General features: G+C 74.2%; 13 protein-coding genes. 11 read left to right on the top strand and 2 right to left on the bottom strand.

Going from position 1 to position 13839, the window contains the following annotated elements; genetic code table 11:
• Positions 1–16: 16 nt before the first annotated feature.
• Positions 17–733, top strand: coding sequence for an ATP-binding protein (locus tag AB0M88_RS26535; RefSeq protein WP_364106736.1), 717 nt, complete (start codon positions 17–19; stop codon positions 731–733).
• On the opposite strand, the gene AB0M88_RS26530 is transcribed toward AB0M88_RS26535, so the two are convergent.
• Positions 730–1842, bottom strand: a complete 1113-nt coding sequence (locus tag AB0M88_RS26530) for a SigB/SigF/SigG family RNA polymerase sigma factor (RefSeq protein WP_364106734.1) — start codon at positions 1840–1842, stop codon at positions 730–732. The genes AB0M88_RS26535 and AB0M88_RS26530 overlap by 4 nt on opposite strands.
• A 171-nt stretch (positions 1843–2013) precedes the next feature.
• Between AB0M88_RS26530 and AB0M88_RS26525 the strand changes: the two genes are divergently transcribed.
• The 7 genes from AB0M88_RS26525 (at position 2014) to AB0M88_RS26495 (ending at position 8748) form a co-directional block, all read left to right on the top strand.
• Positions 2014–3282 (top strand): MFS transporter, encoded by a 1269-nt coding sequence (locus tag AB0M88_RS26525; RefSeq protein WP_364106732.1) that lies wholly within the window; start codon positions 2014–2016, stop codon positions 3280–3282.
• Positions 3282–4130, top strand: a complete 849-nt coding sequence (locus AB0M88_RS26520) for a Rieske 2Fe-2S domain-containing protein (RefSeq protein ID WP_364106730.1) — start codon at positions 3282–3284, stop codon at positions 4128–4130. The genes AB0M88_RS26525 and AB0M88_RS26520 overlap by 1 nt, the downstream gene beginning before the upstream one ends.
• A gap of 43 nt (positions 4131–4173) precedes the next feature.
• Positions 4174–4875: a metalloregulator ArsR/SmtB family transcription factor gene (locus AB0M88_RS26515; protein ID WP_364106728.1), complete on the top strand. Its 702-nt coding sequence runs from the start codon at positions 4174–4176 to the stop codon at positions 4873–4875.
• The gene (gene chrA / locus AB0M88_RS26510; RefSeq protein ID WP_364106726.1) at positions 4872–6044 is read left to right on the top strand and encodes a chromate efflux transporter; all 1173 of its coding nucleotides are present in this window, start codon (positions 4872–4874) and stop codon (positions 6042–6044) included. The genes AB0M88_RS26515 and chrA overlap by 4 nt, the downstream gene beginning before the upstream one ends.
• Positions 6045–6257: 213 nt before the next feature.
• On the top strand, positions 6258–7115 hold the full coding sequence (locus AB0M88_RS26505; protein ID WP_364106724.1) for a glycosyltransferase: 858 nt from the start codon (positions 6258–6260) through the stop codon (positions 7113–7115).
• Between the two features lie 68 nt (positions 7116–7183).
• Entirely contained in the window at positions 7184–8242 is a 1059-nt protein-coding gene (locus AB0M88_RS26500; protein ID WP_364106722.1) for a YihY/virulence factor BrkB family protein, read from the top strand.
• Positions 8243–8568: 326 nt separating this feature from the next.
• Positions 8569–8748, top strand: a complete 180-nt coding sequence (locus AB0M88_RS26495; protein WP_364106720.1) for a DUF397 domain-containing protein — start codon at positions 8569–8571, stop codon at positions 8746–8748.
• On the opposite strand, the gene AB0M88_RS26490 is transcribed toward AB0M88_RS26495, so the two are convergent.
• Positions 8737–10143 carry an aldehyde dehydrogenase family protein gene (locus AB0M88_RS26490; RefSeq protein WP_364106718.1) on the bottom strand — a complete coding sequence of 469 codons (1407 nt, stop codon included), beginning with the start codon at positions 10141–10143 and terminating at the stop codon, positions 8737–8739. The two genes, AB0M88_RS26495 and AB0M88_RS26490, sit on opposite strands and share 12 nt — an antisense overlap.
• 138 nt (positions 10144–10281) lie before the next feature.
• Between AB0M88_RS26490 and AB0M88_RS26485 the strand changes: the two genes are divergently transcribed.
• From AB0M88_RS26485 to AB0M88_RS26475, 3 genes are all read left to right on the top strand, one after another.
• Positions 10282–11904 (top strand): carbamoyltransferase C-terminal domain-containing protein, encoded by a 1623-nt coding sequence (locus tag AB0M88_RS26485; RefSeq protein WP_364106716.1) that lies wholly within the window; start codon positions 10282–10284, stop codon positions 11902–11904.
• Positions 11901–12953 carry a glycosyltransferase gene (locus tag AB0M88_RS26480; protein ID WP_364106714.1) on the top strand — a complete coding sequence of 351 codons (1053 nt, stop codon included), beginning with the start codon at positions 11901–11903 and terminating at the stop codon, positions 12951–12953. The genes AB0M88_RS26485 and AB0M88_RS26480 overlap by 4 nt, the downstream gene beginning before the upstream one ends.
• On the top strand, positions 12950–13839 hold an 890-nt coding region (locus AB0M88_RS26475; protein ID WP_364106712.1), incomplete at its 3' end, for an HAD-IIIA family hydrolase. The genes AB0M88_RS26480 and AB0M88_RS26475, both read left to right, overlap by 4 nt.

Here is a 13839-nt window from a genome sequence, read left to right as displayed (position 1 = left end):
ACGGCGGGAGGAAACAATGGCGGTCGAGTGCGCGGTCACCGGGGACGAGAGCGGGCTGGTCGCCACTCTGACCGGCCGGCTCGCCCTGGCTGACGCGGCCCAGGTCCGGGTCTGGCTGTTCAAGTGCCTCGCCGAGCAGCCCGACGCCCTGTTCGTCGACGTCGCCGGCCTGACGGTCGAGGAGCCCCTGGCCCTCGCGGTCTTCTCGGCGGTCAACCGGCAGGCCGCCCGCTGGCCGGGCATCCCGGTGCTCTATTGCGGCCCCGCTCAGCCGGTCCGCGACATGCTCGCCCGGGGCGCCTACCGCCGCCTGCCGGTCGCCGACACCGTCGCCCAGGCCCGCGGACGCGCCGGAGTGGACGGCCTGACCGTGCCGTCGCTGATCGACGACCTGCTGCCGCTGCCGGGCGCGCCCCGTCAGGCCCGCGACGTCGCCACCGAGGCCTGCCTGCGCTGGGATCTGCCCGACCTGGTCGGCGCGGCCACCGTGATCGCCAGTGAGCTGGTGACGAACGTGGTCGACCACGCCGGCACGATGGCGACGATGCGCATCTCGCTGCGGCCCCGGTTCGTGACGATCGGGGTGCGGGACGGCTCGACCGTGGAGCCGCGGCGGGGCACGCCGGGACCCTACGGCGGCCGCGGCCTGCTCCTGGTCGAGGCGATGGCACACAGCTGGGGCTGGTTGCCGGTGGACGGTGGCAAGGTGGTCTGGGCGTCCCTGAGCCGCTAGTCGGCCAGAATCGCGGCCAGGCCGCTCAGCTTCAGGACCGGGCGCACCGTGGGGCCCGCGCCGGCGATGGCCAGCGGCACCTCGGCGACCGATGCCGCCGAGGCGCAGTCGACCAGCGTCGCCACCCCGGCCGCGTCCAGCAGGGCGACCGCCGAGAGATCGACGACCAGCCGGTCCTCGCGGGCGGTGGCGACCGCGTGCCGCAGGCACAGGCGCAGCCGTTGGGCGCAGTCCCGGTCGACCTCCCCGCCGACCCGCACGGTCACCGCGCCGTCCGCCCGCTCCACCCGCAACCGCAGGTCCGGCCCGGCCGAGACCCCGGCGCGGCCGGCCCACACCGGCGGCGTGTCGCTGAGCATCGCCTCGCGCAGCCAGGACAGGGCGTGGCTGAGCAGGCGGGACACGTGCATCTGGGAGACGCCCAGCTCGGCCGCGATCTCGACCTGGGTGCGGTTGCCGTAGAAGCGCATCGCCAGCATCCGCCGCTCGCGGGCCGGCAGCCGCATCAGCAGCCCGGAGACCGTGAGCTTGTCGTCGACGCCGTCCAGGTCGGCGTCGGTCGAGCCGAGCAGGTCGCCCAGGGTGGGGGCGGTGCTGTCGTCGGAGACCGGTGAGGCGTCGAGCGAGCCGGGGGAATAGCCGCCGTTCGCCACGAACGCGTCGGCCACCTCGGCCTCGGGCGCGCCGATGCGCGCCGCGACCTCGGCGACCGTCGGAGTACGGGAGAGCTCGGCGGTCATCTGGGTACGCGCGTGACGGGCCTCGAGCAGCAGCTCCCGGATCGGCCGGGGCACGTGCACCGCCCACGCCGCGTCCCGGAAATGACGCTTCAGCTCGCCGGAGATCGTGCTGACCGCGTACGCCGTGAACGAGCCCCGCCCCGGGTCGTACCGGTCGACCGCCTTGACCAGGCCGAGCCGGGCCACCTGCTCGAGGTCCTCGAGCGGCTCGCCGCGACCACGGAACTTGGAGGCCAGCCGGTGAGCCAGTGGCAGGCACTCCCTGGTGAAGCGGTCCCGCTCGTAGCCGGGGTCGGCGTCCGGAGCGGCCACGCGTTCGGCGTAGACGAGTGCCGCGGCGTCCAGATCTTCCAGAGCACGCACTGTCATGACTTCCCCTTACCCCGAAAAATGCCCGCCAAGAGGGCCTTCCCCACTAATTGCCATAGGGAAACCAATCGAGGCCCGCGGCGTACGGAAAAGGTGCGTGACCGGTGCACCTGGGTTGCCTCACCGCCCAGGTCCGAAGCGCCACCGGGCCGCTTCCCGAACAGGCGGAAGGTGCCGAGACGCGGCGCCCTTCGTCTGGGGGTCTACGAGAGCATGTTCCTGCCGCTGCGTGAGCGCAATTACCGGCTCTGGGCCGTCGCCGACCTCGTGTCGACCGGGGGCACCTGGATGCAGGTGCTCGGGCTGAACTGGCTGGTCCTGGCGCAGACCGGCTCGGCCGCGAGGATGGGGATCGTGGTCATGCTGCAGTCGCTGCCGGTGCTCGTGCTCGGCAGCTGGGGCGGCGCGCTGGCCGACCGGCTGCCCGCTCGTCCGATGCTCATCGCCTGCCAGGCGCTGCGGGCGCTGCTCGCGCTGGCCCTGGTGCTGCACACCGGCCACATTCTGATCTTCGCGACGGCACTCGCCTCCGGCGTGATCAGCGCGTTCGAGGGTCCGGTGCTCGGCCGGTTCGGGTCGGCGCTGGTGCCCCGGGAGGCGCTCGGGTCGGCCCTCGCCCTCGGCTCGGTGCTCAGCTCGGCCGGCCGGATCGGCGGCATGGCGCTCGGCGGGGTGCTGGTCGGCGTCACCGGCCCGGCCGTCCTCTTCCTGATCAACGCGCTCTCCTACCTCGGCGTGATCGGCGCTCTGACCGCCATGCGCCCGGGTGACCTGCGGATTCTGCCGCGGCCGGCGGCCGCGGACGGAGGCGTACGGGCCGGGCTGCGCTACCTCGCCGGAAGCCCGGTGGTGCTGGTCGTGCTGGCGCTCTCGTTCGTGCTCGGCTCGCTGGGCCGCAACTACCAGGTCACGATGGCGGCGATGGCGGCCGGGCCGCTGCACGGGTCGTCCGGCTCGTACGGCCTGCTCTCGACCGTGTTCGCGGTCGGCGCGGTGGCCGGCGGTCTGCTGCTGGCCGGCTCCGGGCGCTCGACCCTGCGGGTGCTGCTGGCGACCGGCGTGGCGATCAGCGTGCTGCAGTTCTGCTCGGGGCTGGCGCCGGACGTGTTCGGCTTCGCCGGGATGCTGCTGCCGATCGCGGCCGGCGCGGTCGTCTTCGACACCGTGGTCTCGACCCGCATCCAGCTGGACACCCGGGAGGACATGCGCGGGCGGGTGCTGGCGACGGTCGGCATCGTGTCGTCCTTGTCGGGTATTGCCGGCGCGCCGACGGTCGGCTGGCTGTGTGACACGATCGGGCCGCGCGGGGCGCTGCTGCTGGCCGGGGTCGTCACGACCGTCACGGCGCTGGCCGCCACGGCCGCGCTGGCCTGGTTCCGCGGCTACCGGTTGGCGCTCGTCCGGCGTTTGACCCTCCGGCCGGCGGGCATGCCTGGTTGATGCGGATGATGACCCGGCTGGAAGAAGCCCGTTCCCTCGATCCGGTCAGCGACAAACTGCAGGCGGCGGTCTATGCGGCGGTCAAGCCGCAGTTCCTGCGCGACCTACTGCACGGCACCTGGCTCGGGCACCCGCTGCACCCGGTGCTCGTGCAGGTGCCGGTCGGCTCGTTCATCTCGGCGGCGATCCTCGACCTGCTGCCGGGCAAGCGGCGGTCTTCGACCGTACTCATCGCGGCCGGAACCGCCGCGGTCACCCCGGCGGTCGCCGCCGGCCTGCTCGACTGGTCGCAGATGACCAAGGACCGGCGCCGGGTCGGCCTGGTGCACGCGGCGGCGAACACGGTCGCGGTCGGCCTCTACACGGCCTCGCTGGTCGCCCGGCTGCGCGGGCGGAACTCGCGCGGCAAGGCCCTCGGCTTCGCCGGCCTGTCGGTGGCCGGGCTGGGCGCCTATCTGGGCGGCCACCTCTCGTACGCGCAGAGCGCCGGTGTCAACCAGGCCGCGCCCGAGGTCGTGCGGGTGCCCGAGGAGTGGACCGAGGTCTGCTCGCTGGCCGACCTTCCCGACGGCCGCCCGGTGGTCCGGACGGTCGCCGACGTGCGCATCCTCGTCTACCGCCGGGGCGCCGAGGTGTCGGCGCTGATCGAGCGCTGCGGCCACGAGACCGGCCCGCTCGGCGAGGGTGAGGTCTCCGGGGAGGGCGCGGACGCCTGCGTGACCTGTCCCTGGCACGGCAGCGTCTTCCGCCTCTCCGACGGCGCGGTCGTGCACGGCCCGGCGGCCAGCGACCAGCCGTCGCTGCGCGTGCGGGTTTCGGAGGGCAAGGTTTCGGTCGCTCAGCCCTGACCGGCGCTATTGCATCAAATCAGTTTGATGTAATGTGCCGTCCATGACTCCGGCGTTCCTGGCGGCGGCCGGGCATCCGGTGCGCTGGCGACTGCTCTCCGAACTGGCGCACGGCGACCTGGCGGTGCACGAGCTGACGACGCTGCTCGGCCAGCCGCAGAACCTGGTCTCCTACCACCTGGGCAAGCTCCGCGAGGCGGCGCTCGTGACCGCGCGCCGCAGCAGTGCCGACGGCCGCGACACCTACTACTCGCTCGACCTGGCCCGCTGCTCGTCCCAGCTCGCCGACGCCGGTGGTGCGCTGCATCCGGCGCTGCGGCTGGAACCGCCCGCGCCGGTCGCTGTTCCGGCGCGCGTGCTGTTCCTGTGCACGGGCAACAGCGCACGTTCGCAGATGGCTGAGGCGCTGCTGCGGCCGCGCGCGACCGTCTTCAGCGCCGGAAGCCGGCCCAAGCCGATCAATCCGCACGCCGTGACCGTGATGGCCGCCCGCGGCATCGACATCAGTGGGGCCCGCTCGAAGCATCTGGACGAGTTCACCGGCGAGCGCTTCGACCGCGTGATCACCCTGTGCGACAAGGTCAAGGAGGTCTGCCCCGCGTTCCCCGGGGTGGCGCGGCCGACGCACTGGAGCCTGGCCGAGCCGGCCGAGCTCTCCGAGTTCGAACGCACCGCCGACGAGCTGACCAGCCGGATCGCCTTCCTGCTCCACGACCTCGCCGCGGCCGGGGAGCAACCGTCGTGACGGGCCCGGTCCCCCTCTCGACCGTGCTGCGGGAATGGGGGCGCATCGGGTGCATCGGCTTCGGCGGGCCGCCGGCGCACATCGCCCTGCTGCGCAAACTGTGCGTCGAGGACCGCAAGTGGCTGGACGCCCGCGAGTTCGAGGACGCCATCGCCGCCTGCAACCTGCTGCCCGGCCCGGCCTCCACCCAGCTCGCGATCTTCTGCGCGTGGCGGGTCCGCGGACGCGCCGGGGCCCTGGTCGGCGGGGCGGCGTTCATCGTCCCCGGCCTGATCGTCATCCTCGCCCTGGCCGCCCTGTTCCTCGAAGGCGACCCGCCCACCTGGGTCAAGGCCGCCGGAGCCGGCGCGGGTGCCGCCGTCGCCGCGGTCGCCGCCCAGGCCGGCGTCAGCCTGATGCCGGCCGGCTGGAAACGGGCACCCGAGCGGAGCAGCCGCCGCCGCTGGGCGGTCTATCTCCTGCTCGGCGCCATCGCGGCGGCCACCATCGGCCCCTGGCTGGTCCTGCTGCTGATCGCCTGCGGCATCGCCGAGAACCTCGCCCAACGGGTGCCCGCCCGGCCGCGCCCGCCCGGCGCGGGTTCGCGCGGGGTGGTGGCTGCTCTGCCGCTGCTCGGCGCGGCCGGGGCCGGCGGTGTGCTGCTCTCGGTCGCCTGGGTCGCGATCAAGGTGGGTGCCCTCTCCTACGGTGGCGGGTTCGTCATCATCCCGCTGATGCAGGCCGATGCCGTGGGCCACTACCACTGGATGACCGCCGCGCAGTTCCTCAACGCCGTGGCCCTCGGCCAGGTCACCCCGGGCCCGGTCGTGCAGACCGTCGCGGTCGTGGGCTACGCCGCGGCCGGGCTCGGCGGGGGAGTGCTCGCCTCGGCCGTCGCGTTCAGCCCTTCGTTCGCGTTCGTCCTGCTCGGCGCCCACCGCTTCGACCGGCTCCGGGCGGACCGCCGGGTGCGGGCCTTCCTCGACGGCGCCGCGCCGGGCGCGATCGGCGCCATCCTCGGCTCCACGGTCCCCCTCGCCCTGGCCCTCGACCGGCCCTGGCAGTACGCCGTCCTCGCCGGCGCCGCCATCCTCACCCTCGCCCTACGCCGGGGCCCCGTGCTGACCCTCCTCACGGCGGCCGCCGCCGGCGTCATCATCGTCCTGGCCGGCGGCCCCCTCCCGCATTGACGGCCCAGACATCTCCGTCCTGGCTGGGGCCACTGCCGCAGAGGCGCCGGGGGATCGGTGCCGCGTTTCCGTCCTGCCTGGGCCTCTGCCGCGTCGACCGGCCGGCGGTCGGCGCCGCGTTTGCGTCCTGGCCGGCGGCCCTCTTCCGGGTGGGCGGCGGTGAGCTGATCACAAAAGTGTGTTTAGGTCGCGCCGATCGGGTATCCGCGCGCCATGTCATTGACCACGACAGCCGAGATGGCGGGTGCCGCCCCGGGGCCGGCCGAGACCGACGACGTGACGATCGTCGTCGCCACCCGGAACCGGCCGGACCGGCTCGCCGCGACGGTGCCGCACCACCGGGCGCCGGTGATCATTGTGGACAACGGGTCGGAGCGGCCGATCCGGGTACCGGGCGCGGACGTGGTGCGCCTGGACAGCAACCTCGGGGCGGCCGCCCGCAACGTCGGAGCCGAACGGGCCCGGACCCGCTATGTCGCGTTCGCCGATGACGACTCGTACTGGGAACCCGGCTCGCTGGCGCGAGCCGCCTCTCTCTTCCGGTCCCACCCGCGGACCGCGCTGCTCGCCGCCGAGGTGCGGGTCGGCGCCGGCGCGTACCTCGACCCGGTCTCGGCCCAGATGGCCGCCGCGCCGCTCGGCACGCCGCCCGGCGCGGCCGGGCCGGCGATCCTCGGATTTCTCGCCTGCTCGGTGGTGGTGCGACGCGACGCGTTCCTCGCGGCCGGGGGATTCCGGCCGCGGCTCTTCGTGTACGGCGAAGAGGCCCTCCTGGCCATGGATCTGGCCGCGGCCGGGTGGCGGCTGTCGTACGCCCCGTCCCTGATCGTGCGGCATTTCCCCGAGCCGGCCGGCCGCAACCAGCGGGCCCGGCACCGCATCGAGGCGCGCAACCGGGTGCTCACCGCCCTGCTCCGCCGGCCGCCGGCCGTGGTCGCGCGCACGCTGGCCGGCGCACTCGGCAGTCACCCGGCGGCTCTGGTCGACGTCGCCCGCAACCTGCCCTGGGCGCTGCGGCACCGGCACCCGCTGCCGCCCGCGGTCGAAGAGGCTCTCCGGCGCCTCAACTGACGCATTTCTTTCCGCGCGGTGGGCATTCAGCTGGTTACACGCATCTATGTAGCAGCAGGAGCTTCCCGATGATGTTCAGCCGCAAGAAAGACGACCAGGCCACGGACGTGGACGCCGCCGCGACCACCCGTACCGGGGCCGACGCCCCGACCGAGCTGTCCTCGGTGAGCCCGGAGGCCGGCCCCGCCAATCCGGCCCGGCTCGGGGGCCGCGGGATCTTCGCGGCGCTGCGGCGCACCGGCAAGCAGTTCTCGGCCGACAGCCTGACCGACTGGGCGGCCGCGCTCACCTACTACGGCGTGCTGTCGATCTTCCCCGGCCTGCTGGTGATCGTCTCGATCCTGGGGCTGGTCGGCCGGAACGGGCAGCAGACGGTGCAGGACGCGGCCCACCAGCTGGCCCCGAACGGGCAGCTGCGCCAGCTCGTCGACACCGTGCTCAACCAGGTGGCGCAGCCCAAGTCGGCCGGGATCGCCGCGATCATCGGTGTCGTGCTGGCGTTCTGGTCGGCCTCCGGTTACGTCGCGGCGTTCATGCGGGCGTCCAACGCGGTCTACGACGTACCGGAGGGCCGGCCGATCTGGAAGACCCTGCCGATCCGGGTCGGCGTGACCGCGGTGGTCGGCGTGATGCTGGTGCTGTCGGCCGCGATCGTCGTGGTCACCGGCTCGCTGGCCCGGGTGATCGGCGACAAGGTCGGGCTGGGCTCGGCGGCGGTCACGACCTGGGACATCGCCAAGTGGCCGGTGCTGGTGATCCTGATCAGCCTGGCCTTCGCCATCCTCTACTGGGCGTCGCCCAACGCCAAGACCGGCGGCTTCCGCTGGGTCAGCCCGGGCGGCCTCTTCGCGGTGCTCCTCTGGGCGCTCGCATCGGTGGCGTTCGCGATCTACCTGGCCAACTTCGCCAACTACAACAAAACGTACGGCACGCTCGGCGGCGTCATCGCGTTCCTGGTCTGGATGTGGATCTCGAACATCGCGATCCTGCTCGGCGCCGAACTGGACGCCGAACTGGAGCGGGGCCGGGCGATCGCGGCCGGGCAGGACCCGGCCCAGGAGCCGTACCTGGAGCTCCGCGACGACCGCAAGGTCAAGAACGCCCGGGGTCCGGGCGCCCGGTCCTGAACAGACCGGATGCCGGTGACGAGGCCTCCCGGGCGTCGCCCTCGGCGGTCTGGCCGGGTTAGTAGCAGAACCCGCGCCCCGGCCGCGCATCCAGGCCACCGACGAGACGCGGGAGTTCCGACTCGGAGGGTTCCCGCTGCTCCCCGAAGTACCCGAACGCCGGATCTGGGTTCCGTCGTGCCCGGCCGGGCGGTTAGGCCAGGGACGCGAAGGGGGTTACGCGGTGAGCACCGAACAAGGCGGTTCCACGGTCCCGCGACGGCAACTGGGCCGGAAATTGAGGGAGCTCATCTGTCACCGGAAACGGCCGAGAAGAGCGTTGAGGTGTGGCTGCGGGGACGAAATTCATGGTCGACCAGTGCGTTGAGGTGGCGACCAACCTTCCCGGTCTCGTGCCGGTTCGGGACATGAAGGACCGGGAAGGCCGGACGCCGGCGTGCACGGCCGACAGCTGGGTCGCTTTCGTCGACGGGGTGAAGAGCGGCGAGTTCGACCTACCAGCCTGACGGCGGCGCCTCCAGGTGGACGGCGCGGGTCGCGGTCATCTCGTCGAGCAGCTCCGGGCCGTACCCGTAACCCTGGCCGCTCCCGCGCCGGGGGTGCGCGGCACCGCCCGGGGCCCCGCCGAAGACCGCGTTGATTTTGACCGTGCCGGCCGGGAGTTCGCGCCAGGCCTGCTGGGCGTGGCTCATCGACGGGGTGAGGACCGTGGCGGCCAGGCCGTAGGGGGAGTCGGCGGCCCGGCGCAGGGCCTCCTCGAACGAGTCGACCGTCATGACCGGGGCGACGGGGCCGAAGGTCTCCTCGCGCATGACCGCCATGTCGTCGGTGCAGTCGGCCAGCACGGTCGGCGGGTAGAAGGCGCCGGGGCCGGGTGGCACGGCACCGCCACAGAGGACGGTCGCGCCGTGTTTGAGGGCGCGCTGCACCTGGTCGTCGACGGCGTCGCGGAGGCGGCGGTCGACGAGCGGGCCGATGCGGTCGCACCATTGTTCGGCCTCGGTGGTCAACGCGGTCAGGAACGGCTCGGCGACCGTGCGGTCCACATAGATCCGCTCGACGGCCACGCAGATCTGGCCCGAGTTGGCGAACGCGCCCAGCGCGGCCTGTGCGGCGGCCCAGGCCGGGTCGACCCCGGCGTCGACGATCAGCGGGTCGCTGCCGCCGTTCTCGAGGAGGGCCTTGGCGCCGGTGCGGGCGCACGCGGCGGCGATCGAGCGGCCGGTCGCGGTCGAGCCGACCTGGGCCACCACGTCGACCGGGGAGGCGGCCAGCGCGGCGCCGACCGAGCCGTCGCCGTTGACCAGGTTGAGTACGCCGTCCGGGAAGTGCGGGGCCAGCACCGCGGCCAGTCGCCAGCCGGTGGCCGGCGTGCGCTCGCTCGGTTTGTGGACCACCGTGTTGCCGGTGACCAGGGCGGCCCCGAGCAGCCCGCAGGCGACCGCCACCGGGTCGTTCCACGGCGTGATCACCGCGACCACGCCGCGCGGGCCGTACGCCATCAGGTCGACCGCGTCGAAGTTCCCGGCCAGCGCGCGGCCCCGGTGGGTGGGGCCGAGTTCGGCGTACTGCCGGAGCGTGCCCACCCCGGCCATGACCGAGTCGCGGGCGTCGCCGACCGGCTTGCCCATCTCGGCCGACATCGTGTCGGCCAGTTCCCCGGCCGCCGCCTCGACCGCGTCGGCGGCGGCGTGGAGCGCGGCACCCCGTTCGCCCGGGGCGGTGCGCGCCCAGCCGGGTGCGACGTCCCGGGCGGCCTCGACGGCCGCGGCGACGTCCTGCTCACTCGACAGGGCGACCAGGGTGACGGGACGACCGTCGGCCGGGCCGGCGACGGTCAGTTTGCGTCCCGAACGGCCCGGTCCCCAGGTCCCGGCGATCAGCTGTGCAACCTCGAACATGCGCGCCGTTTGCCCGGTGCCGGCGAATCCAAACCTTCGCCCGCCTCCTTATCAGTGCAGGTCACAGCCATCAAAAGTTTTCCGGAGAAGTCGATGATCATTCGGTTAGAGGAGTGATCTACGGGTATCCGGCGCGCCATGCGTGTCCTGGGAATCAATGCGATCTTCCACGACCCGGCCGCCGCACTGGTGGTGGACGGCCGGGTCGTCGCGGCCGCCGAGGAGGAGCGGTTCAGCCGCCGTAAGCACGGCAAACGGCCGGTGCCGTTCGCCGCCTGGGAGCTCCCCGAGCTCGCCGCCGCCTGGTGCCTGAAGGAGGCCGGGCTGGTCCCCGGCGACCTCGACGCGGTCGCCTACTCGTTCGACCCGGCTCTGTGCCGGTCCGATGTGGTCCCCGACGACCCGTGGGATCACCTGCGCGTCGACTACGCCCGGCGGGCGCCGCAGTTCCTGGCCTCGGCGCTGCCCGGGCTCGATCCGGGCCAGGTGCGGTTCGTGCCGCATCACGTCGCCCACGCCGCCTCGGCCGGGCTCTCGGTCCCCGAGGACAGCGCGGTGCTGGTGCTCGACGGGCGGGGTGAAGTGGCCAGCCACCTGGCCGGCGCCTACCGGGGCGGCGAGCTGACCGTGCTGCGGCAGCAGGAGCTGCCCCACTCGCTCGGCCTGCTCTACGAGGACCTCACCCGCCACCTGGGGTTCCTGCATTCCAGCGACGAATACAAGGTGATGGCGCTCGCGTCCTACGGCACCCCGAGGCATCTGGGACTCTTCCGCGACCTGGTGCGGGCGGACGACGACGGCGGCTTCACGATCGAGCGGATCGACTGGGGCGCGCTGGTCAAGGCCCGTCCGGCCGACGCCGACATGACCGAGGAGCACGCCGACCTGGCGGCCAGTGTGCAGGCACGCCTCGAGGAGGTGCTGCTCGACCTGGCCCGCTGGACGTACGACGCGGCCGGCGGCCCGTCGACCCTGACCATGGCCGGCGGGACCGCGCTGAACTGCGTGGCCAACGCCCGCATCGCCGCCGACGGACCGTACGACCGGGTCTGGGTGCAGCCGGCCGCGGGCGACTCCGGCACGGCGCTCGGGGCGGCGCTGGCGCTCGGCGAGCGTAACGTTCCGTTCACCACCGCGGCGCTCGGCCGCGGCTGGACCGACGAGGAACTCGAGGCCGACCTCAAGCGGGCCGGGCTGCCCTACTCGCGACCCGACTCGATCGCCGCCGAGGCAGCCCGGGTGCTCGCGGACAACGGGATCGTCGCCTGGTATCAGGGCCGCAGCGAATACGGTCCGCGCGCCCTCGGACACCGCTCGCTGCTCGCCCACCCGGGCGACGCCGACACCCAGACCCGGATGAACGACGTCAAGGGCCGTGAGCAGTTCCGCCCGATCGCCCCGATGGTGCGGGCGGAACGGTTCGCCGAGATCTTCGACGGGGTCTATCCGAGCCCGTACATGCTGTTCGTCCACCGGGTGCGCCCGGACTGGGTCGACCGGATCCCGGCCGTCACGCACGTCGACGGTACGGCCCGGGTGCAGACCGTCCACCACGACAGCGAGCCGCTGGTCGCCGAGATGCTGGCCGAGTTCGAGCGCCTTACCGGCCTGCCGGTGGTGGTGAACACCTCGCTCAACACGGCCGGGCGCCCGATGGTCGACACCCCCCGCGAGGCGATGGAGCTGTTCGGTTCGGCCCCGGTCGACCTGCTCGCCCTCGGGCCGTTCGCCGTTCACCGCGGGAAGGCGTTCGGGGCGTGAAGGTCAGCGTGGTGATCCCGACGCTCGGCCGGCCCAGCCTGTTCGCGCTGCTGGAACGGGTGCCCGCCGGCCCGGATCTCGAGGTGCTCGTCGTCGACGACCGCCCGGCACCGGCCGCGCCGCTGCCGGTGCCGCCCGGCGTGCGCGTGGTGGCGGGCCGGTCGGCCGGGCCGGCGGCCGCCCGCAACACCGGCTGGCGGGCGGCCCGGCACGAGTGGATCGCCTTCCTCGACGACGACGTGCGGCCCGACCCGGACTGGCCGTCGCGGTTGGCCGCCGACCTGGCGGCGGCCGGCGCCGAGGTCGGCGGGGTGCAGGGCGGGTTGCGGGTGCCGCTGCCGGCGGACCGTGCCCCGACCGACTGGGAGCGGGTCACGGCCGGCCTGGCCGACGGCTCCTGGATCACCGCCGACATGGCTTATCGCCGCGCCGCGCTGGCGCGCGCCGGCGGCTTCGACGAGCGTCTGCCGAGAGCCTTCCGCGAGGACGCGGAGCTCGCTTTCCGGGTACGCCGGGCCGGCTGGACCCTCGCGCGAGGCCGTCGGACCACCGTTCACCCGGTCCGGCCGGAGTCGCCGTGGGTGAGCCTGCGTACCCAGCGCGGCAACGCCGATGACGCCCTGCTGAGGCGCCTCTACGGCCCGCGCTGGCGTTCCCGGCTGGAGATTCCGCCGGGCCGCCGCCCCCGGCACGCCGTGGTGACCGCGGCCGGTGTCGCGGCCGTCGTCGCGGCCGCTCGCCGCCGTCCTTTGTGGGCACTCGCGGCGGCCGGGGTCTGGGCGGCCGGGGCGGCCGAATTCGCGGCCGCCCGCATCCTGCCCGGCCCCCGCGACCGTCGCGAGGTGGCCACGATGCTGGCCACCAGCGTCGCCATCCCGCCGGCCGCGGTCGCCTACTGGCTGCGGGGCTGGTGGCGCTGGCGAAACGCGCGCCCGATCCCGCCGCGCGAAGGCGGCGGGCCGCTGGGCGGGAGCGGCGAGAGCGGCGGGCCGGCCGGCGAGGGGCCCGGCCGGCCCGCGTACCAGCCGGCGACCGGGGTGTCCGCATGAGCCGCCTCTTCGAGGCCGTCCTCTTCGACCGGGACGGCACGCTGATCGTCGACGTGCCCTACAACGGCAACCCGGCGCTGGTCGAGCCGATGCCCGGCGCGCGCGAGGCCGTCGACCGGATCCGCGCGGCCGGACTGAGGGTCGGCGTCGTCACCAACCAGTCGGGGCTGGCCCGCGGCCATTTCACGGCTGAGCAGCTCGAAGCGGTCAACCGCCGGGTCGAGGAGCTGCTCGGGCCGTTCGACACGTGGCAGATCTGCCCGCACGACGACACTGCCCGATGCCGGTGCCGGAAGCCCGCGCCGGGTCTGATCGAGGCGGCGGCGACGGAGCTGGGCGTCGACGCGTACCGCTGTGTGATGGTCGGGGACATCGGCCGCGACATGACCGCGGCCCTGGCCGCCGGCGCCGCCGGCGTGCTGGTGCCGACCCCGGTGACCCGCTCCGAGGAGATCGCGGCCGCGCCTTTCGTCCGCGAGGACCTGGCCGCGGTGGCCGATCTCGTTCTGCACCGGCAGGCCCTGGTCGAGCCGGCCCCGCGACCGGGGACGGCCGGCACGGTCCTGGTCGTGCGCTCCGACTCGGCCGGGGACGTGCTGGTGACCGGGCCGGCGATCCGGGCCGTGGCCCACGGAGCCGAGCGCGTGGTCATGCTCTGCGGGCCGCGCGGCCGGGCCGCCGCCGAGCTGCTGCCGGGCGTCGACGAGCTGATCGAGTGGCGGCTGCCCTGGATCGATCCGTGGGGCCGGGCCGGGGCCGTCCCCGCCCAGGCCGCGCCCCGGGGGCCGGAACGGGGGGCCGGCGCCGGCGGGGGGGGGGGGGGGGCCGCCCGCGCGCGCGCGGGGGGGGGGGGGCGCGCCGCCCCCCCCCCACCCCCGCCCCCCCC

Source organism: Actinoplanes sp. NPDC051411 (assembly GCF_040682075.1).
GTDB lineage: Bacteria > Actinomycetota > Actinomycetes > Mycobacteriales > Micromonosporaceae > Actinoplanes.
This window is presented reverse-complemented; position numbering and strand designations above follow the sequence as displayed.